Annotated in this window: 21 protein-coding genes; 8 read left to right on the top strand and 13 right to left on the bottom strand. The window is 65.8% G+C overall.

What is annotated here, in order from left to right; translation table 11 throughout:
* Nucleotides 1-15 precede the first annotated feature (15 nt).
* On the top strand, nt 16-588 hold the full coding sequence (locus N2K99_RS07450; protein ID WP_227933370.1) for a hypothetical protein: 573 nt from the start codon (nt 16-18) through the stop codon (nt 586-588).
* A 4-nt stretch (nt 589-592) separates the two neighbouring features.
* Here the strand turns inward: N2K99_RS07450 and N2K99_RS07445 are convergent, their stop codons facing one another.
* A complete protein-coding gene (locus tag N2K99_RS07445; RefSeq protein ID WP_227933369.1) occupies nt 593-1594 on the bottom strand; it encodes an Lrp/AsnC family transcriptional regulator in 1002 nt (333 codons plus the stop codon).
* A 111-nt stretch (nt 1595-1705) separates the two neighbouring features.
* Here N2K99_RS07445 and N2K99_RS07440 point away from each other — a divergent pair, with 111 nt between their 5' ends.
* Complete coding sequence (locus N2K99_RS07440) at nt 1706-3187, top strand: MFS transporter (protein ID WP_227933368.1); 1482 nt, start codon at nt 1706-1708, stop codon at nt 3185-3187.
* Nucleotides 3184-4371, top strand: a complete 1188-nt coding sequence (locus N2K99_RS07435) for an amidohydrolase (protein WP_227933367.1) — start codon at nt 3184-3186, stop codon at nt 4369-4371. The genes N2K99_RS07440 and N2K99_RS07435 overlap by 4 nt, the downstream gene beginning before the upstream one ends.
* A gap of 1 nt (nt 4372) precedes the next feature.
* Here the strand turns inward: N2K99_RS07435 and N2K99_RS07430 are convergent, their stop codons facing one another.
* The 3 genes from N2K99_RS07430 to N2K99_RS07420 all read right to left on the bottom strand — a co-directional run bounded on the left by N2K99_RS07430 (nt 4373) and on the right by N2K99_RS07420 (nt 5741).
* The gene (locus N2K99_RS07430) at nt 4373-4879 is read right to left on the bottom strand and encodes a hypothetical protein (RefSeq protein ID WP_227933366.1); all 507 of its coding nucleotides are present in this window, start codon (nt 4877-4879) and stop codon (nt 4373-4375) included.
* A gap of 101 nt (nt 4880-4980) precedes the next feature.
* Complete coding sequence (locus N2K99_RS07425) at nt 4981-5208, bottom strand: helix-turn-helix transcriptional regulator (protein ID WP_227933365.1); 228 nt, start codon at nt 5206-5208, stop codon at nt 4981-4983.
* Nucleotides 5208-5741: a hypothetical protein gene (locus tag N2K99_RS07420; protein WP_227922123.1), complete on the bottom strand. Its 534-nt coding sequence runs from the start codon at nt 5739-5741 to the stop codon at nt 5208-5210. Before N2K99_RS07420 ends, N2K99_RS07425 begins: the two co-directional genes overlap by 1 nt.
* Nucleotides 5742-6024: 283 nt before the next feature.
* Between N2K99_RS07420 and N2K99_RS07415 the strand changes: the two genes are divergently transcribed.
* Complete coding sequence (locus N2K99_RS07415) at nt 6025-6330, top strand: hypothetical protein (RefSeq protein WP_227922124.1); 306 nt, start codon at nt 6025-6027, stop codon at nt 6328-6330.
* Between the two features lie 6 nt (nt 6331-6336).
* On the opposite strand, the gene N2K99_RS07410 is transcribed toward N2K99_RS07415, so the two are convergent.
* From N2K99_RS07410 to N2K99_RS07385, 6 genes are all read right to left on the bottom strand, one after another.
* Nucleotides 6337-6843: a LapA family protein gene (locus N2K99_RS07410; protein WP_227933364.1), complete on the bottom strand. Its 507-nt coding sequence runs from the start codon at nt 6841-6843 to the stop codon at nt 6337-6339.
* 237 nt (nt 6844-7080) lie between these two features.
* Nucleotides 7081-7551 (bottom strand): hypothetical protein, encoded by a 471-nt coding sequence (locus N2K99_RS07405; RefSeq protein WP_227933363.1) that lies wholly within the window; start codon nt 7549-7551, stop codon nt 7081-7083.
* 143 nt (nt 7552-7694) lie between these two features.
* Nucleotides 7695-8000, bottom strand: coding sequence for an EthD family reductase (locus N2K99_RS07400; protein WP_227933362.1), 306 nt, complete (start codon nt 7998-8000; stop codon nt 7695-7697).
* A 59-nt stretch (nt 8001-8059) separates the two neighbouring features.
* On the bottom strand, nt 8060-9499 hold the full coding sequence (locus tag N2K99_RS07395; RefSeq protein ID WP_227933361.1) for an NAD(P)/FAD-dependent oxidoreductase: 1440 nt from the start codon (nt 9497-9499) through the stop codon (nt 8060-8062).
* Nucleotides 9496-10062, bottom strand: coding sequence for a hypothetical protein (locus N2K99_RS07390; protein ID WP_227933360.1), 567 nt, complete (start codon nt 10060-10062; stop codon nt 9496-9498). The genes N2K99_RS07395 and N2K99_RS07390 overlap by 4 nt, the downstream gene beginning before the upstream one ends.
* 56 nt (nt 10063-10118) lie before the next feature.
* On the bottom strand, nt 10119-10886 hold the full coding sequence (locus tag N2K99_RS07385) for an alpha/beta fold hydrolase (protein WP_227933359.1): 768 nt from the start codon (nt 10884-10886) through the stop codon (nt 10119-10121).
* 143 nt (nt 10887-11029) lie between these two features.
* Between N2K99_RS07385 and N2K99_RS07380 the strand changes: the two genes are divergently transcribed.
* The 3 genes from N2K99_RS07380 to N2K99_RS07370 all read left to right on the top strand — a co-directional run bounded on the left by N2K99_RS07380 (nt 11030) and on the right by N2K99_RS07370 (nt 14746).
* Nucleotides 11030-11602: a TetR/AcrR family transcriptional regulator gene (locus N2K99_RS07380; protein WP_227933358.1), complete on the top strand. Its 573-nt coding sequence runs from the start codon at nt 11030-11032 to the stop codon at nt 11600-11602.
* 132 nt (nt 11603-11734) lie between these two features.
* Nucleotides 11735-13351, top strand: coding sequence for a carboxylesterase/lipase family protein (locus N2K99_RS07375; RefSeq protein ID WP_227933357.1), 1617 nt, complete (start codon nt 11735-11737; stop codon nt 13349-13351).
* A gap of 9 nt (nt 13352-13360) precedes the next feature.
* Nucleotides 13361-14746, top strand: coding sequence for an MFS transporter (locus N2K99_RS07370; RefSeq protein ID WP_227933356.1), 1386 nt, complete (start codon nt 13361-13363; stop codon nt 14744-14746).
* A gap of 75 nt (nt 14747-14821) precedes the next feature.
* Here the strand turns inward: N2K99_RS07370 and N2K99_RS07365 are convergent, their stop codons facing one another.
* Nucleotides 14822-16411 carry an ABC transporter permease gene (locus tag N2K99_RS07365; protein WP_227933355.1) on the bottom strand — a complete coding sequence of 530 codons (1590 nt, stop codon included), beginning with the start codon at nt 16409-16411 and terminating at the stop codon, nt 14822-14824.
* The gene (locus tag N2K99_RS07360) at nt 16408-17319 is read right to left on the bottom strand and encodes an ABC transporter ATP-binding protein (RefSeq protein ID WP_227933354.1); all 912 of its coding nucleotides are present in this window, start codon (nt 17317-17319) and stop codon (nt 16408-16410) included. Before N2K99_RS07360 ends, N2K99_RS07365 begins: the two co-directional genes overlap by 4 nt.
* Nucleotides 17320-17608: 289 nt before the next feature.
* Here N2K99_RS07360 and N2K99_RS07355 point away from each other — a divergent pair, with 289 nt between their 5' ends.
* Nucleotides 17609-18376 carry an SDR family NAD(P)-dependent oxidoreductase gene (locus tag N2K99_RS07355; protein ID WP_227922138.1) on the top strand — a complete coding sequence of 256 codons (768 nt, stop codon included), beginning with the start codon at nt 17609-17611 and terminating at the stop codon, nt 18374-18376.
* Nucleotides 18377-18452: 76 nt separating this feature from the next.
* Here the strand turns inward: N2K99_RS07355 and N2K99_RS07350 are convergent, their stop codons facing one another.
* On the bottom strand, nt 18453-19298 hold the full coding sequence (locus tag N2K99_RS07350; RefSeq protein WP_227922140.1) for a class II glutamine amidotransferase: 846 nt from the start codon (nt 19296-19298) through the stop codon (nt 18453-18455).
* Between the last annotated feature and the right edge of the window lie 502 nt (nt 19299-19800).

The raw sequence follows: 19800 nt of genomic DNA, 5'->3' as shown, positions 1-19800 counted from the left end.
GAGAGTAAACCCCACATGAGCAAGCATGCAGCAACCCCCGAACGTCCAGAACCGATGCCGATCCCGAACCCCGAGCGCACCCTCACCGTGTGGGAGGACGGGGTGCAGCTGGACTTCACCTTCGCCGACTGCATGAAGTACCACGGGCCCGGCTTCCCAGGCGGCGTCGCGCACGCCTTCGCAGCACTCGGCCGGGCATTGCCGGAACTGGCAGCCCGCACCCCCGGCGGCCGCGTCGAGCGCCGCGAGATCCGGATCCGCACCCCCTTCGGCGGTCCCGGCGCCCGGGACGCCTTCGAACTCGTGACCCGCGCGGTCACCGGCGACCGCTACGCCGTACTGCCGGAACTGGCCCGTCCCGAGCGCGGCAACACCCTGGCCCGCTATGTCTTCGAGCTGACCGCCGGGGATGCAACCGTCACCTGCGTGATCCGGAATGCGGGCATCGTCGCGGACGAGTTCATCGAGCTCACCGCGAAGCCGGAGAAAACCCCAGCCGAGCTGGCCCACTTGGAGGTCCTCAAGCGCGAAATGCGGGACCGTATCCTCGAGCGCGACCCGGCTCAGGTTTACGATCTGGAGGGCTGAGGCCCTACACCGCGTGCAGGTTGCTCCGCCCGGTGGCCCGCCCGCGGTGGTCCAGGATCTGCCCGAGCTGCTTGACGCTGCGCAGGACCACTGACCGGTCCGCCGTCGAGACCCCGGAGAGCTTCACCTCCAGATGCTGCTCCAGCCGCTGCACCTCGGCCAGGCTCTTGAGCCACACGCCCATAATCAGGTCATACGGTCCCACCGTGTGCGAGACGATCCGCAGTTCGTCCAGATGCGGCAGCCGGGTGGCCACGACGTCGAGTTTGGAGGCCGGCACACGAAGGAAATACCAGGCGCTCACCGGCCAGCCCGAGGCGCCGCGGACCAGGTCGGTGCGCTGGTGCAGCCGCCCGGACGCGGACATCTGCGCCAGGGTTTCGCGGATGTGCCGAGCGCTTTCACCCAGCGCGCTGCCGATCGCCGTCGCGGTGGCCCGCCCGTCCTGGTTCAGGACGGCGATGATCTCCCGCTCCAGCTCCGCGTTGCGCCCGCCCCCACGCCCGCCGGCAGCAGGGTGCAGGGCCTGCACCCGGGATGCTTCCACGGCGTCCAGGGCCCGCACCCGCCAGGCGCTGCCGTCGAACACGTTCCGGGCTATCGGATGGCTCCGGACCGATTCAATGCCGTCGACCAGCGGCAGCTCGTCCAGCAGATACGCCCACAGCGCCGCTTCGCTGGAGGCCGCAATGGTGGCCACGATGTCGCGCCCGCCGGCGGTGAGGTCGACGCCGATCGCCTCCGGGGTCTCGGCCAGCGCCGCAGCCACACGCAGGTTGGCACCGGAATGGCAGCTGATCTCGACCAGCGCCCCCGCCTCCCAGCTGCCCGTGTCAAAGGTGCTGATCCACGCCGTGCCGGACGCGTGCAGGTCCCGCCAGCGGCGGTTCAGGGTAGCGGCGTCCGCGCCGAGGATCGGCGCCAGCTGGGTCCAGGGCGCGCGGGGATAGACCTGGAGCGCGTTGATAATCCGCAGATCTAGCGGATTCAGGGAACTTTCCGGCATGCCACCCTCATTTTGGCGAAACAATCGGCATTTTCTTCGGGCCCGGCGGGCACCGTCGGTACTTTGGCAGGACGATACCATCGCGCGTCACTACTTCCGGAACGGATGAGCATGAAGTCCTCCCCCAGCACCAGTACCAAGGCGGCCGGCGGCGCCGTCGGCTTCCTGATTGTTATGGAGTTCGGCTCCGGGCTGCTGCAGGGCTGGTTTCCGCCCCTGCTGGCCCGCATCGGCGAGGACTTCTCGGTGGACGACGCCGCCCTGAACTGGGTCAGCGTGGTCTATCTGCTGATGACCGTCGCGTTTGTGCCGGTCCTCGGCAAGCTCGGCGACCTCTACGGGCACAAGCGGATGCTGCTGGTCACGGTCTGCCTGGTGGCGGTCGGGTCGGTGATCGTGGCGTTTGCCCCCAGCTTCGGAGTGCTGCTGCTCGGCCGGGCACTGCAGGCACCGCTCGCGGCCTTCCTGCCGCTGGAATTCGCCATCGTCCGCAGCCGCAGCGAGGACACCGCCGGCCGCAGTATCGCCAAACTGGTCGGTGCCCTGACCGTGGGCGGCGCCATCGGCGCCATGGTTTCGGGCATCCTGCTCTCCGTGGTGGACAACCTGACCATCGTCCTGCTGGTCCCGGCGGTGTTTATGTTCCTCTGCATCCCGGTCGTGGCCTGGCTGGTTCCGGAGACTACCACCCGCAGCGCGGGCACCGTGGACTGGGCCGGCGCTGCCCTGCTCACCACCGGCCTGCTCTCCACCCTGCTGGGCATCGCCAACGCCAGCAGCTGGGGGTGGACCTCGGGCCTGACGCTCGGCTCGATCGCCTTCGGGCTGGCGGTCCTGGTGCTCTGGGTGATGGTCGAGCGCAAAGTCCGCTACCCGCTCGTGGACCTGCACGTCCTCACGACGTCGGGGATCGGCCTGCCTATCCTGGGCGCGTCCCTGTTCGGTGCGCAGATGTTCGGTTCCCAGACCGCCGGCTCGTTGTTCATCCTCAACGATCCCGATACGCACGGCTTCGGCCTGGGCCTCTCCGAAGCCACCGTCGGCGTCCTCTTCCTGGTTCTGGCGCTGGCCAGCTTCGCCGGCGCCACCCTCGGCGACCGAATCGCGGCGCGGATCACCGCCAAATCCACAGTGGTCCTCGGGGCGCTGCTGGGTGTGGCCTCCTACGTGGCCATGATCGGCTTCTCCACCAGCACGGTGCCCTTCCTGGCCGCGATGCTGCTCGGCGCTTTCGGCAACGGTCTGATACTCGGCGTCCTGCCTGCCATCGTGGTGAAGAAGGCGCCGGCAGACTCCGTCGCCGTCGCCTCGGCCCTCTACAACACCTCCCGCACCGCTGCCGGGTCGGTGGGCGGAGCCGTGTTCGCGCTGGTGATGTCCGCGTTCCTGGTCACCCTGCAGATCGACGGCGAAACCACCGTCGCCTCTGCCAACGCGTCCTACCTGTCCGTCTGGGGGATCTGCGCGGCTCTGGCCCTGGCTCTGGCCCTGGTGGCCCTGCGCTTCCGCGGCAACGACGGAGCTGCCCCGGATACGGTCCCGGCCGCCGACACCGCCCCGCCCGCTTCCGCCCAGGGGGAACGCACCGCATGAGCACCACGACGACGCCGCTCACCGTTGCCATCTCCGAACGCTTAGAGCGACACCGGCAGGCACTCCTGGCCCTGTCCGCCGACCTGCACGCCGACCCGGAGGTGGCGTTCGCCGAGCACCGGTCTGCGGCGCGGGTGGCCGACCTGCTTCGTGAGGAGGGTTTTTCGACGACTGTGGGCTGTTACGGGCTGCCGACCGCGATCGAGGCGGTGTATGGCACCGGATCCTTCCGGGTGGTGATCTGCGCCGAATACGATGCGCTGCCGGAAATCGGTCACGCCTGCGGGCACAACATCATTGCCGCCTCGGCGGTGGGTGCCGCCCTTTCGCTCGCTGCGGTGGCCGCGGACTTGGATCTGACCGTGGTCCTGCTCGGCACCCCAGCAGAAGAAGAGGGCGGCGGGAAGGTCCTGATGCTCGAAGCCGGCGCCTTCGCTGCCGCCGACATCGCCCTGATGGCCCACCCGACGCCGGGCGTGGATCTGGACTGCAGCGGCACGTCCTCGCAGGGCTGCGACCGGTTCCGGGTGAAGTTCCGGGGCAAGGCCTCGCACGCGGCTGCGGCGCCGGCTGACGGCGTCAATGCACTCAATGCGGCGACCGTGGCGCAGGTCGCCATCGGCCTGCTGCGCCAGCAGCTGCCCGACGGCGTGCGGATCAACGCGCTGGTGCCGGCGGGCGGATCGGCCATCAACGTCATCCCCGACTATGCGGAGTTGCTACTCGAAGTCCGCGCCCTTGATGCAGATGTGCAGCACGACACCAAGACACGGGTCCTGCTCGCCTGTGAAGGCTCTGCGCTGGCTACCGGGTGCAGCTGGTCCTGGGACCAGGATTCCCCCGCCTATCTGCCGGTGCGCCAGCACAAGGAACTGCTCGGTCTCTGGAACCGGAACCTGGCTGCGACCGGCCGCACGCTGGTGCGGCCGCCCGGAGGCGGAGGCGGCTCCACGGACATGGGCAACGTCTCGCACGCACTGCCCGCGATTCACCCGGTGATCGCCGTCCTGGGGGCCACGGCCGCGCCGCATACCGCGGGCTTTGCCGCGGAAACACAGGGGCCGGCGGCCGATGCTGCCGTGCTGGATGCCGCCCTGGCTCTGGCCTGGACCGCTGCAGACGCGGCGTCCGATCCCGCGCTGCGGGCATCCCTGCAGGAAGCGAGAAAGGCGCCGCAGGCTTAGTTCAGTGCCTACGGTATCGATGATTTGCCGCGGGAGTGGGATGTTCTTCGCAGATGGAGGCGACAACTTTGGTGCCCGTTTCATCCGGGCGAATCCGAATATTGACCGGCCGCCCGTACTGGTCGGTTGCCGGTATGTCGTAGCGATTCAGGCCGACCGTGGCCTTATCGGTCTGAATCAGGGTTTTCGGGCGGTGCACGGTGAAGCCGTATTCCCAGCGCAGCGATTCCGCGATATTGCGGTTGGCGGTGGATATTGCCTTCCGAAGTTTCACGCCAAGCGGGATCGCGACAATTAAACCCACAACCGCAGCAAGCAGAGAAATAAGGATTACGACGAACCAGAAGTCTTCCCATTGCCCACCGGCGGCATTTTCCATGGCGATGCTTGCGGCAATGAGAACTCCGAGCGGTCCCAGCAGCAGACCGATCAGCACCCCGGAGTTGGTCATCTTCGGAACAACGCTCTCGCTTGGCTGTACGCCGGGGAGTTCTTTCGCTTTTGACACTTTGAGACCTAACGGTAAAAGGCGCACGGAACTATAACTTCAGCAGTCGCACTGTAACGGTACGGCGGATTCGCACGGATCAAAGATTAAACCGAACATGTTCAAGCGGGACGGGGAATCACCAAAAGATCCCCGACCTCGCAGTCCAGCGCATTGCAGATCGCGGTCAACGTGGAGAACCTGATGGCTTTGGCCCGGTCGTTCTTGAGGACCGACAGATTCACGAGGCTGACACCGACCTGCCGGCTCAGTTCCGTCAGCGTCATGCCGCGGGCTTCCAGGAGTTCGTCAAGACGGCAGTGGATGTTCGAGGAATCATCCGCCGGCATCAGACCAGGCCATCCGTATCCTGCTGAATCCGGCGTCCGTATTGGAAGACTCCCGCAACCAGTATCAGGACGAGGCTAAGCACCAGCGGCCAGGGGCTCAGCGTGCCTTCAAAGAGGACCAGTTCGTCGCCCGTCTGGCGCTCCATAACAACCAGGTCCGCCACGCGGGGCACCGCGATGCCGTAGAGGCCCTGGCTAAACGTCCCTACCAGCAGCAGGACGATACCGCAGGCACCGATGATCCTCACGGACACCGCGGTGAACAGGACCGCACTGCGGAGCCGGTAGGCCAGCAGGAATACCAGCGCCAGGACGGCGAGCACACCTGCTTGGTGCAGCGCTGAAGAGCATGCGAGGAGCATTGCGGGACCGGAGGGAAGAGCGGGAACCGTAGCTGTCAGTGTTGTGTAGTGTGCGCTCACTCCGGCCGTCAGCCCGTCCACGCTCTGGTCCTGTGCGTTGACCGGGAGCTCCAGCGTCACCGGGCCGGTGAAGTACCCGACGATTTCGGAGATTGAAAAGACAGTACTCACGACCGCGGCCAATGCCGCCACAAGCATGAATACGGTCGCGTCCGTTCGCGAAACGATTCTCTTTTGGCCTGCCGGCGCGCCGGTGTTTTTCGTCAGCTTCATGGTTCCCCCATATCGACTTTCGTTAATAACGATTGTCGATAACTTACGCCGTTGCTGTACGGGCGTCAATGGCACCCCCTCCGACAACCGTCTCACTCTGGCGGCCCAGCCCGGCCGGCGCTAGGCTCCTGCACCCGGGGCCGGGCGGATCCGGAAACGTACCCTAATCGGAAGGACCGGAATGCGCGTTGTTCGGACGTGGCGCGGTGTTGTCCGCAGCGAAGACCTTGAGGCATACGTCGAATACGTTCGGGTGACCGGGATCGACGAGTACCGCGCCACGGCCGGCAACCTCGGTGCCTGGATCCTCACCCGCAGCTTGGAAGAGGGACGCAGCGAGATTGTCACGGTTTCGCTGTGGGTTTCCCTCGAGGCTATTCGCGCTTTCGCGGGCGACGACGTCGGCCGGGCCGTCTTCTATCCCGAGGACGATCGGTACCTACTGGAGCGTGACCGCACGGTGTCACACTACGACCTCGCCGGTTAACCCTGCCTAGTGCCGTTCGTAGGGATGGTTTGCCGCTGGAGTGGGATGTTCCTCGCAGATGGTGGCGACCACTTTGGTACCCGTTTCATCCGGGCTGATCCGGATATTGACCGGGCGCCCGTATGTGTCGGTCGCCGGTATGTCGAAGGGATTCAGCCGGACGGGGGCCTTGTCCGTCAGGATCAGAGTTTTCGGGCGGTCAACGGTGAACCCGTATTGCCAGCGCAGGGATTCGGCAATGTTCCGGTTGGCTGCTGATATTGCCTTCCTAAGTTTCACGATAAGCGGGATCGACACAACAAGACCCACAAACGCAGCGAGAAGAAAAACCAGGACCAATACGAACCAAAACTCTTCTGCCGGACCGCCCTCAGTCTCGTCCATAGCCACACCTGCGAGGACAAGACCAATGCCCGGGCCACCCAGCATGCCCATCAGCACCCATGAACTGGTCACCTTCGGAACGAGGCTCTCGCTCGGCTGCACACCGGGGACTTCTTTCGCTTTTGACACTTTGAGACCTATCGATAACGGGCGGACCTACCGGAGGATCAGCAGTAGCAGTCTAACTATTCCGGACCGGGCGGATTCACTCCGTTATGGGAAAGGCCTGCCGGTTTGGGAAATCCCTGCCGCTGCGCAGCGGAGGTTTTTTCCAAACCGGCAGCAGAATCGGTGCAGCCCGCCGCGGGGGGCAGGAACTGGCGAATCAGTTACCTCCTGATCCCCGGCTAGGAGACGGGCGCCTATTTAGCCCCGGCGTTCGCGGCGGTAGCCGGAAGCCTGAAGCATCAGCAGGGCAAGGGCGCCTGCCAGGCCGAAGGGCAGCAGATACACACCCATCATCTGGAAGTTCATCATCGCAACGTCCTGGGCACTCGTGACTGCACTGCCGCCGCTGTAAATGGCCGACGTGATTTGGAGGTTGCCGGAGAGCCAGATCAGTCCAAGGACAAGCATCATCGCCACAACCGCCCACGCGGCACAGAGATAGGGGTTGAACCGGCTCCTGGGGGCAGTAACCACGTGGAGAGGCCCTTGAGCAGCGGCGCCGTCAACGCCCGCATCGCTGAATTCCGCTTCGGTATGGGTGGTACGACTGGACGCCTGTGGAGGTTCACCGCCGTCGGACACCACTTCCACCCAGTCCCCGCTTTCCCCGGGCACCGGCCGCGCGTAAAGCCGGTAATCCGATTTGCTGATGCTTCGCCGAGTTCCCATGGCCCGAAGCCTACTACGGGGCAGCTCCGGCCCTGTGGAGCGGATGCGCGGAACGGTTAAAAGCCGATGCCCGTGTTCCGGTGATGGAACACGGGCATCGACACCAGGCGAATAGGGATCAAGGCGGGCAAACCGTGCCCCGCCTAGCTCTCTTCCACCTCCGAGAACAGGGCCATGAAGGTGGTCCTGGTGGCCTTCAGCTGACCGAAGAGGTCAGCGGCCGCAGGTGTTGTCACGGCAGCCGACGCGTCCTCGTAGCTGTCGAAGTACAGGTCAAGCGTCCGGTGGGCAGGGGTGGGTGAGCCGTTTTCCTTCGGCCAGACCTTGCCTGCCTCGTAACGACGCAGCTTCGGGAGCTGCTTGGCGCTGTCCGCGATGCCTTTGTAGGCGGTCTCAAACGCGTCGGGGTCCGCGGGGTTGTCGATGACGAACGTGATCTTGGTGGGCATAGGGTTCTTCCTTTCGGGGGTCAGGGTGGTTGAAGTTTCCGGGCACGTGGGACGGTTGTCTACCGTGCCGCGGTCTCCAGGAGCCGGAGCCAGATTTCACTGATCGTGGGATAGGCGGGAACCGCATGCCAGAGCCGGTCGATCGGCACTTCCCCCGCGATCGCGATGGTTGCGGCGTGCACCAGCTCGGTCACGTCAGGTCCGACGGCAGTGAACCCGACAATCGTGTTGGTGTCCTCATTGATGACCATGCTCGCGCGGCCGGTATAGCCGTCGGCATGCAGGGAAGCACCGGCAACCGATCCAAGGTCGTATTCCACGGAACGGACCCGGAGCCCGGCGTCGACGGCGCCGGCCAGCGTGAGGCCGGCGGAGGCAATCTCGGGGTCGGTGAAGATGACCTGCGGAACTGCCCGTACGTCGGCGGTCGCCGCATGACGCCCCCACGGGAAGTCCTCCACCGGAGCGCCGGTTGCCCGTGCCACGATCGCGTCCCCCGCAGCCCGGGCCTGGTATTTGCCTTGGTGGGTGAGCAGCGCCCGTCCGTTGACGTCGCCCGCGGCGTAAAGCCAGCCGCCGTCGGGCACGGTGCCGTCGGGGCCGACCACCCGGAGCGTCTCGTCCACGCTTAGCCAGCCGGAGGCCGCGAGCCCGAGGTGTTCGAGCCCGAGGTCGCCGGTGTTGGGCCGGCGTCCCGTGGCAACCAGGACCTCGTCGGCGTCGATACTCCCGCCACCGGCCAGGGTTATGTGCACGGTGCCGCGCGCGTCGCGGGTAACGTCGCTCGGGCTTGCGCCGATCAGCACCCGCGCTCCAGCGCTTTCCAGGGACGCGACGACATGCTCGGCAGCGTACGGCTCGACCCTCGGCAGGACGCCGTCGCGCGCAATGAGCGTCACCGCGGCGCCCAGTGCGCTGAAGGCGGTCGCCATTTCCGTGCCGACGACGCCGCCGCCGATGATCGCGAGCCGCTCCGGGATTTTCTTCACGGACACCGCTTCACGGCTGGTCCAGGGGGCGGCGTCCGCCAGTCCCGGGATCGGCGGCAGCGCCGCGCTGGTGCCGGTGGCGACGACGACGGCGTGCCGTGCCGTGATCGTGCTGACCGTGCCGTCCCGGCCGGTGACTTCCACGGTCCGCGGGGCACTGATCCGCCCGCGCCCGCGGACCAGGGTGATGCCGGCCTGTTGGAGCCACGCCACCTGACCCTCGTCATTCCAGTTCGAGGCGAACCGGTCCCGGCGCGCCAGCACCGCGTCGACGTCGAGTCCGCCGGTTACCGCCGCGGCGGCCCCGGGCAACTGCCGGACGGCGCGGAGTGCGGCGGCGTCCCGCAGCAGTGCTTTGGTCGGCATGCACGCCCAGTAGGAGCACTCGCCGCCCACCAGCTCGGATTCGACAATCACCGCGCTGAGTCCGCCGGCAACTATCCGGTCCGCAACGTTCTCGCCCACCGGACCGGCGCCGACAACAATAACGTCCGTAACGGTCCCGGTCATCGTGTTGTGCCGGCCTTCGCAAGACGCTGCAGCCGGATCGCGGAGAGGAGGAAGAATATTCCGCCGAGGGTGGCGTATCCCGCGACGCCGGTGAGGGCCGCCGCGGAGGTGTCGGACATCAGAATGAATCCGGTGCCGGCGAGGGTGGAGATGCCGCCGCTGAGAATCATCGGCCACTGCCCACCCAGCCGCAGGCGGGAAATGGCAACGGCGAGCTGGACGGCGCCCGCGGTAATAGCCCAGACACCCCAGACAACCAGCACGGCGGGCACTCCCGAGGTGACGGCCACGCCGAGCGCGACGGCGGTCAGCAGGCTGAGCGCCATATTCACCAGGAGCAGCGGGCCGGGACGGGTAGCGCGGGAGGCGCGGTGGTCGACGACGGCGGCCGCCACGTCGAACAGCGGGTAGAGGATGAGCAGGGCGATGCTGAAGGTTCCGAGGGTGGAAGCGGTCAGGGCAATGAGGACTGCCCAGACAATGGCGAATCCGAAGCGGACGAAGTACAGCTTCCGAAGGACCGGCGAGATCGCCGGTGGGGTCTGGATGGTTGATGCAGTCATGACGTTCCGTTCTGTTTGAAGTGTTTGAAAGCGGGAAGGGGGTGTCTGGTGAGGGGTCATCGGACGGTTACCGCCGACGTCGCCGCCTGGAGAATGAGACCCGCGACGGTCGAGGGACGACTGACCATGACGGCGTGGGAGGCCTCGACCTCGACGACGGCCGCGCCGGTACGATGGGCCATCATCCGCTGCACGTCCGGGTCGATAGCCCGGTCTGCTGTGGTGACGAGTACATAGGCGGGCACGGTGCGGAATGCCTCCCGGCTGATCGGTTCCGCGACCGCCCGGACGTTGGCAGGACGCTGGACGATGCCGAGGACACCTGCCCTGCGTTGGTCGACGTCGGCGGCAAAGGCTGCGCGGAACCCCTCCGGGCTGATGTGCACCTCAGGCCCGCTTGGTGTTTCGACCGTCACCAAGGGCAGCGGGGTCGAAGACTGGGCTGCCAGCTGGCCGACCGTCTCCCCTGCAATCGGAATAAATGCCGCGACGTAGACGAGGGCTCGCACGTCAAAGGCACTCGTATCGATGTTCGTGATGATTGCACCGCCGTACGAATGGCCCACAAGCACCACGGGACCCTCGATCGCCGCAAGGTAGCTGGCCAGGTAGGCCGTGTCATGTTCCACGCCCCGCAGCGGGTTCGCAATTGCCTGGACCGGGAATCCTGCATGCAGGAGTTCGTCGATCACCTGCTCCCAACTGGAGGAATCGGCCCACGCACCGTGCACAAGCACGATGGTCGGCAATCCCTGGTTTGCGGCCTGGTTATCGGCGGCGTCGGAATCGGTAGTGGTCCCCAGTCGGGATGAATTGTTGAACATCTGGGTTGTCCTTTCATCGGAGTTGAAGCCGCCCGGCGGCCATACGGAAGGCCGTTCACGGCTGGTAGAATGACTAGTCACTCTACTTAGAAGGAGCGTAATGTGGATCACGGGGACACGCAAGGGCAACGGGAAGGAAAACCATGGCGGAGGCTGTGAAGGTATCGATGAGGGAACGACTCGTCGAAGCCGCGACTGAGCTGTTCTATGCCGAGGGGCTGCGGGCGGTCAGCGTTGACAAGGTGATCGACCGTGCCGGCACGACGAAAGTGACCTTCTACCGGCATTTCAAAAGCAAGGATGACCTGGTGGTGGCCCATCTGGAACGCCGGGCAAAGATTGAGCGCGAGGGAATCGGCGCTGCGATGGAACACGCAGGCGGAGATGCCGATAAGACGTTCCAACTCATTGCGGAACATTTAGGCACAATGTCGTGCGAGCCCGGATTCCGCGGGTGCCCCTTCATCAACGCCGCGGCCGAGTATCCGGATCCCGCCAGTGCGGTCCGTAAAACCATCAAGGACCACCGCGAATGGTGCAAGGCTGCGTACACGGAAATTGTCCGCCCGCTGGCTCCCGCCGACCCGGACGCTACGGCCCAGGATCTGATGCTTCTACACGGCGGCGCGATGATTGCCGGCTACCTTGACGCCGACGGCGATGACCTCGCTTCTTCTTTCCTGCGCAGCTGCCGTGCGGTCGTCAAGGCTGGCTGACTGCTGCCCATTCCACAACAGGTAAAGGCCCTTATCCCGGAAGTACATATGTAACTAGATGAAACGCTTGATCCGCGCACTTCAACACTCAATACTCGGCCGGACATTCGCCGATGAGTGAGGTACCCAATGATGATTACCAAAAGAGTGCGCGCATGGTCAGCCGCGGGAATAGCGGTTGGCCTGACCGTGACCGGCGCGGCATTTGCCAGCTCCCCCGCCGTGCACGATCCCAGCGAAGGCTACCGGGACCACTACCCCGTCGTCTCGACGGACAAGGGCGACGTGCAGGGGGAAGCGACGTCGATGGTCACTTCCTTCAAAGGCATCCCCTATGCTGCTCCCCCGGTCGGTGACCTGCGCTGGAAGGCCCCAGCGGCGGCCGAGCCATGGGAAGGAGTGCTGGACGCCACGCAATTCGGGGGCTCCTGCACCCAGGGCACCGGATGGGACCCGGGCTATGATCAGCCCACGTTGAACGAGGACTGCCTGTACCTCAACGTGTATCGGCCGAGTGAGCCGTCGTCGAAAAAGCTGCCCGTGTTCGTGTGGAACCACGGTGGAGGCAACGTCGCCGGCGCCGGCCGTGACACCGACCCGAACAAGTTCATCACCAAGAGCGAGGCGGTGTTCGTCACCATCAACTACCGCGTGGGTGCGATGGGCTGGCTCGATACCACCGGGCTGGAAGCGGATAACCCGGACGGGGCGGCAGGCAACTTCGGCCTGCTCGACCAGCAGGCCGCTCTCACCTGGATCCAGGAGAACATTGGAAGGTTCGGCGGTGACGCACGGAACGTCACCCTCGCCGGCCAGTCAGCCGGAGCCTCGAATACCTGCGCACAGCTCGCCTCCCCCGGAGCCGACGGCTTGTTTGACCAGGCGATCCTGCAAAGCGGCGGGTGCTCGGCCCGCACACCACAGGCGGCGCGTGCGTCCGGCGCACAGTTCGCGGCGGAGATCGGCTGCGCTGATCCGGCAACCGAGCTCGCCTGCCTCCGGGCGAAGTCTCCGGCCGAGGTGCTTGCCGCCCAGACGGTGGTGCGGCAGAGCGGCGCGGTTCACGGCAACGCCGTCCTCCCGTCCGACCCGCTCGAGCTGTTGAAGGCCGGCAGGCTCACGAGGCTTCCGGTGATTGTGGGCGGGACGGCGGATGAGTCGCAGCAGAGCGTCTTCGGTGCATACGACTACGTTGGCAACCCGATCACCGAGGAGATGCTCGCCGATCTGATCGCCACCACGTATCCGAACGATGCGGCGCAGGTGGCCGCGGCCTACCCTGCCACCAACTATCCCTCCCCAACAGTGGCGTGGGGAGATGTGCAGAGCGATCAGCGTGCCTGCCGCGACCAGACTCTGCGGGACAGGATGGCAGCGGACACCAGGACGTACGCCTACGAGTTCGCGGAAAAGGACGGACCGGCGTTCACCTCCATCTGGCGGCTCGGCACCGATTACCCGTTCGGCGCCACGCACGTCAATGACCTTGGCTACCTGTGGGACTATCTGGGCACCGCGCTGCCGTTCAGCACCGAACAGGTACAGCTCTCGGACCAGATGATCAGCTACTGGTCCAGCTTCGCCGGCGAAGGACGGCCGGACGCGGACTACGCGCCGGAGTGGCCGCGCTACCGCCCGCAGGGAGAGATGCTGCAATTCGTTGCCCCGAGCGCCCAAGTGGTCAGCCACGCAACGGTCGATGCCGAGCACGGGTGTGAACTGTGGGACCGGGTGAGCCCGGCACCTTAGTATTCGTCCATGACCAGCGCGGCCAGCAGCCCCTCCGGTACCACCCGGCTGCTGGCCGTCGCCGTTCTCGCCACCTTCGTGGCGTTCCTCGACGGGTCCATCGTCACCGTGGCGTTGCCGGCCATCAGCGGAGAACTCGGCGGCGGCCTGCCCACCCAGCAGTGGACCGTGAACGCCTATCTGCTCACCCTGGGCGCGTTCATCCTGCTGGCCGGCTCGCTCTCGGACTCCTTCGGCCGGCTGCGTATCCTGCGGATCGGCATCCTGGGCTTCGGGTTCTCCTCCCTTGCCTGCGCGCTGGCGTGGGCACCCGGCGTCCTGATTCTGGCCCGAGGAATCCAGGGCATCACCGCCGCCCTGCTGGTGCCCGGCTCGCTGGCGCTCATTACGACTTCGTACCACGACGCCGCGCGGGCCGCCGCGATCGGCAGGTGGACGGCATGGACCGGCACGGCCGCGATCATCGGCCCGCTGCTGGGCGGGGTGCTGGTGGACTGGGGAAGCTGGCGGCTGATCTTCGCCGTGAACGTCCTGCCGGTGGCCGCCTGCCTGCTGCTGATGACCGGTCTGCAGGAGAGCAGCGGACCGAGGCGGGCCGCGTTCGACCTGCCCGGCGTCGTTCTGGCGGTCGCCGGACTTGCCGGTCCCGTCTATGCATTGATCGAGCAGGAACGGCTCGGCTGGGGGCATCCCGCCGTCGTTGTTCCCCTGGCCGCAGGGCTGCTGGCCCTGGTGCTGTTCGTGCTGCGCGAGGCGCGGGCGCCGGCTCCGATGATGCCGCTGTCTCTCTTCCGGGCGCGGAACTTCCGCTACGGCAACGTCGTCACCGCGGGCGCCTACGCCGGGCTCTCGCTGGGGACCTTCGCCGTGACCGTTTTCGTCCAGGAAGCCGCAGGGTTTTCCGCCACGGCCGCCGGCTTCACTGCCTTACCGCTGCCGGTGGCGATGCTGCTGCTGTCGGCCCGCGTCGGCAGGCTGGCCGGAATTTACGGGCCGCGCCTGTTTATGACCGCCGGGCCGGTGATCTGCGGGACCGGGTTCCTGCTGATGCTCGCGGTCCAGCCGCCGCTGGATTTCCTTACCCATCTGCTGCCCGGGCTGCTGCTGTGCGGGCTGGGCCTCGCCCTGATGGTGGCGCCGCTGACCTCCGCGGTGCTTGGCGCGCTGAACGAGGACGACGCCGGCATCGGCTCCGCGGTCAACAATGCCGTCTCGCGGGTGGCCGGGCTGATTGCGATCGCGCTGGCCGGCACCGTGTCCGGCGGCGCCCTGGACTTTCCGGGCTTCCGGCAGACGGTACTGGTCACCGCGTGCCTCTTCCTGGCGGCCGGGGCAGTCGCGTTCCTGGGGATCCGGAATCCGACGACGGCGGCCCCGCCCTCCCCTGGCGGGTGACACGCAGCGGCCGCGCCGTCGTCGTTCCCGGGCAAAGAGAACCAGAATCGAGAAGGGCAGCAGCCTGCAGCGCGGCTACCCATCGAGGTCCCGGCGGCGAAAACCAGTGAAGCCGATCAGCAGGAACACAGCGGTGACGGCGGAGATTCCCGCCAACCCGGCCCACCCGGCGTCGTCGACGGAAACGTTGGGAACGTGCCAGAACGGACTGATCGCCAGGACCCAGTCCCAGAGCCTGAACGTCGGACCCAGCAACGTGAGTACGAAGGAAATAAACACACCAGCCCAGGACGCGATCAGCACCTGCGGCCGCGCACCGACAACCGCCACCGAAACGGCGGTGGCCGTCCAGACGGCCGGAACCGTCACCACGGCCTGCAGCAGAACCTTGCCGGCGTCGATGCCCAGGTCCCCAGAGGCCAGCGCCGTGATGATGGCTCCAGCGAGAAGCAAGTAGATGGTTGGTGCGGCCAATGCGAGCATGACGTTTGCCGTGAAGTAACGGGAGCGCGGAACAGCGGCGGCCAGAACGGGTTCCAGCCGGCCCTCCAGTTCCTCGATCCGCACCTTCTGCAGGATCTGCACGCCGGGGATGGCGGCGAGAATACCGACCAGGCTCAGGATCGTCACCAGGAAGGCCGGCGCGAGGCCATCCGGTGTGGCCGCACCGGATGCGAGAACCGAGGCGGCTGCACTGTCACCGCTCAGGATGTCCTTAAAGGAACGGGCAAAAAACCCGAAGACCACCCCGATAATCAGGAAGGCAACGGTCCACGTCAGCAGCGGGCCGCGGTTCACCCGGACCGCCAGGCTCCACGGAGTTCCAACCCTGCCCCGGGCGGGGCCTGGTCCGGGGGCGATTGCCCCCTGCCCGAAGTCGCGCCGCGACTGCAGCAGGAACGCTATACCGAGCAGGACCAGGGTGAGGGCCATTGCAGGGAGCAGCGGCCACCAGTGGCTCCCGCTGGCCGGCCGGGTTTCCGTCATCCAACTCAATGGATTTATCCAGGACGTCCAGTCCGGTGCATCCACCGAATACAGGAAGCCCCGCAGCAGGAACAGCGCGCCGAAGGTACCCACGGCCAGCGAGTTGGCCGTCCGCGCATCGGATCCTAGCTGCGCGGTCACAGCGGCGACCGCAGCGAACATCCAACCGGTGGCAGTGAACGTTGCTCCCAGCAGCAGGGAGGCATTCCAGCCGCCGCCGCACCAGGAAGTGACGACTCCGGCGACGCCTCCCAGAGCAACCGAGCCGATCAGTGCCAGGCTCACTCCAGCCAGCAGGCGGCTGCTCCGGCCCAGTACACCGGATGCCAGAAGCTCGGCCTGTCCGGAGTCCTCCTGGCCCCGGCTGGACCGGGTGACGGTGAAAATCGATCCAAGTGCGGCGAGGAACCCGCCCAGGGCGAGGCTGCGCCAGGCGTTGAAACCGTCGTCGGTGCTCAGATCGTAGGCCGGTCCGAAGATCAGGCCCAGTGCCGGGTTGGAGCCGATGGCAAGGGCTAGTCCGAGGCGGTCCTGCTGGGTGGGGAAAACCCATGGGTAGACAAGCACGGAGGACGCAGAGAGCGCCGTCGCGATCAGGATCCACGGTACAAAGCTACGTCCGTCGAAGCGGACAGTAGCACGCAGCAGGGGCCCGGTACCCGTCAGGGCGTTGCTCATGGGCGTGCCCGTGTGGAGGGGGTGTCGTCGTCGTACAGCCGCAGGAAGAGGCTCTCCAGCGAGGGCGGTTCAACGGTCAGCGATGTGATGCCGAACGGGGTGAGTGCTGCCATTGCCTCACCCACCCGTGCGGACTCCACCACAGCCGTGAGTTTGCCGCCGTCCAGGTGTACGTCTTCGAATGCGGCCAGCTGGCCGGGCTGTGGGTTCCGTTCCAGAGTGGCGTGGACGGCGGTGGTGGTATGCCCGCGAAGCCGGGCCAGTGTGCCTTCCTCCACGATCCGTCCGTCCCGGATGATGCTCACCCGGTCTGCGAGGGTTTCGACTTCGGCGAGGATATGGCTGCTGAGCAGCACCGTGGTGCCGCGTTGCTTCGCCTCACCGATGACTTCCTGGAAGACGTTCTCCATCAGCGGGTCCAGACCGCTGGTTGGCTCGTCCAGGATGAGGAGTTCGACGTCGGAGGCCAGGGCGGCGACGATGGCTACCTTTTGCCGGTTACCTTTGGAGTACTGGCGGCCCCGTTTCGCGGGATCCAGCTCAAACCGCTGAATCAGTTCCGCCCGCCGCCGCTCGTCCAGCCCGCCGCGGAGCGATCCCAGCAGGTCGATGGCCTCGCCGCCGGTCATGCCCGGCCATAACGCGACATCGCCGGGCACATAGGCAAGCCGCCGATGCAGGGGCACGGCCTCCCGCCACGGATCCTTTCCCAGGACCTGCAGGTCGCCGGCGTCGGCCTTCAACAGCCCCAAGAGCACGCGGATAGTTGTTGACTTCCCTGAACCGTTTGGCCCCAGAAAACCGTGTACCTGCCCACGCTGAACCTGTAGGTCCAGCCCGTTCAGGGCCTGGAATTTCCCGAAAGACTTCTCCAGTCCCTGAACACTGATGACCAACTCCGCGCTCATAGCCTCCCCGTCCTCTAGCTGTCCCTACAGCTAGTGTGCTGGCAAATCCACCGTGGTGGGGATAGCAGCAAGTAGTTCCCAGAGGACCATTGCCCGGACCCGGCAAGTCTCTGAGCCGCAAGGCAGCCGACCGATAGAAGTCGGAGGAAGCAAAACCTTTGATCGGCGCGGCGGTTGTCATCCGCGCACTGGCTCAGCCGCTTGAGCATTCGTCGGGACCACGATCCCAGCGGCATGGTTCTGATCAGCAAAAGGTTATGGGCACGGTGCCCGGCGTTACGCTCATGCGATGGACTCAGCAGCGTATCTTCGCGATCTCTTCGGCCTGCATGGGCGCGTGGCACTCGTGACGGGAGGCAGTTCAGGCATTGGCAAAGCGATCGCACTCGCGCTCAGCGCAGCCGGCGCACACGTCCTCATCGCGGCCAGGACCGCGGCGGCGATCGACGCGACGGTAGAGGAAATACGCGAGGCGGGAGGGTCCGCCGACAGCGTCGTCGTGGACCTCTCAACCCGCCAGGGAGCACATGCTCTCGCCGATGCTGCCGGCGACGTCGACATCCTGGTCAACTCAGCCGGTATCAATCTTCGCCCGCTGATGCCCGAGCTCGACGAGGTCACCTGGGATAAGACCATGCGAGTCAACCTCGAGGCGCCATTCATCCTCGGTCAGCGCTTTGCGCCCGGAATGGCCGAACGCGGTTTCGGCCGGATCATTCACATCAGCTCTCAGCAGGCACATCGGGCGTTCGCGTCAAGTGGTGCCTACGGAGTATCGAAAGCAGCCATCGAGGCTCTGGCCCGGTCCCAATCCGAGGCCTGGGCACCATACGGTGTCACCGCAAACGTATTGGTGCCGGGCTTCGTGGAAACCCCCTTGAACAAGCGGCTCAGCGCGGACCCAGCTACCGTCCAAGCACTGGCCAGGCGCACACTCGCCGGGCGAAACGGCATGCCCGAGGACTTCGCAGGCGCAGCTGTGTTCCTGGCCAGCGCTGCGTCGACGTACGTCGTCGGGCAGTTGATCACCGTTGATGGAGGTTTTTCGGTCCACTAATTCCTGGTTATGGCGAGGACTCCTTCGTGGAGCGGACGTGCGTCCGCCGCGCTCATCTCGACGCCGCACCGCCGGCTCAGACTGCTGCGGCGATCGGAGCCGACGGCGCAAACGGGTACAGCTCCACCTCGCCTCCGTGTACGACGGCGCACGTGGCGTCCGGTACTTCCTGCCACGCTCCGTGGAGATCCCCCAGCGGTTCGGAGACCACCAACCGAGTGTCGTCCGAGAGTCCATGGAGCATCGCATGGTCCGGGTACTGGGCCTGGAGGGTCGCGATGTCATTACTGTGGAAGAGCGATCGCGAGTTACCTTCGCTGGAGTAGCGGAAGGCCCAGGTCGAGTCACCGTCGGTGGTTGCGACCGTCATCTGAATGGGGTGCTCGACGCCGTGGCGCCGTCCGGCATCCTCGATGAAACCCACTGCCTCGGCGACCGCCGCGCGGGGGTCCCGCTCCAACCCGAAGGTCAACGCGAGGTAGAAGAACAACTCGGAGTCTGTTGACCCTTCGATCTCGGGATAGAGGCTGGGCTCGACCGCCATGGCCAGATCACGCTTCACTTTCGGGAAGTCCGCGAGCACCCCGTTGTGCATCCAGAGCCACTGGCCGTGGCGGAACGGGTGGCAGTTCGTTTGTTGGACCGCCGTGCCGGTCGTGGCGCGGATATGCGCAAAGACGTGGCCTGCGGAGGCTTGCCCTGCGAGCTCGCGCAGGTTGCGGTCGTGCCAGGCAGGCTCCGTGCTGCGGAAGATCCCGGGAATCGGTTCGGTGCCGTACCAGCCGACACCGAACCCGTCCCCGTTGGTGGTCTCGGCTCCCATACGCGCGTGTTTGCTCTGCATGACGAGGGAGTTGGCCGGTTTGTAGAGAAGGTCATCCAATCGGACGCGGGAACCTGAATACGCTAGCCAACGGCACATGTCGTCTCCTTCGGATCGGGCCGGATTTCCAAACCGTGACGGAGCCAGTGTCGACCAAAGGTGGCGTAGGACGGGATGGGCTGTGACGATCGTCGCAACGCTAGTCGACCACAGAACGAGGGGAAGTTCGACTAGCACCAGTAACCTTTTTTCGTAGCCGTTCCTGACGCAGGTGGTGCTGTGAAGGATCGCCTATCGTGTGCCTCGTCTTGGAATCTCTGCCGCGGTTAGGCTGTGGCTATGACTGCATGGAGCCGCTACCCGTTCGGGGTCTCGATCGTTTTCGCGGTGGGCACGATGATGCTGTCGAGCAGCTGCCGGAATGGTGGAGCCCAGCGTCGATCCTCGTCATGGTCTTGGCAGCTTCTGCGCTCCTAATCTGCTCCGTGCTGGAGTACCGACGCGCCCCGTCCGGAAAACGCCGTCCCAAATCCCCCTAGTTTGCCGACTACCGGAATTCCGGCCCTTCTTCCGTACTGTCATAAATGGAAGGAACATGGTC

The organism is Arthrobacter sp. zg-Y1110 (assembly GCF_025244865.1).
Taxonomy (GTDB): Bacteria; Actinomycetota; Actinomycetes; order Actinomycetales; family Micrococcaceae; genus Arthrobacter_B.
Note: the sequence above shows the minus strand (reverse complement) of the source record. Positions and strands in the feature narration are given on the sequence as shown.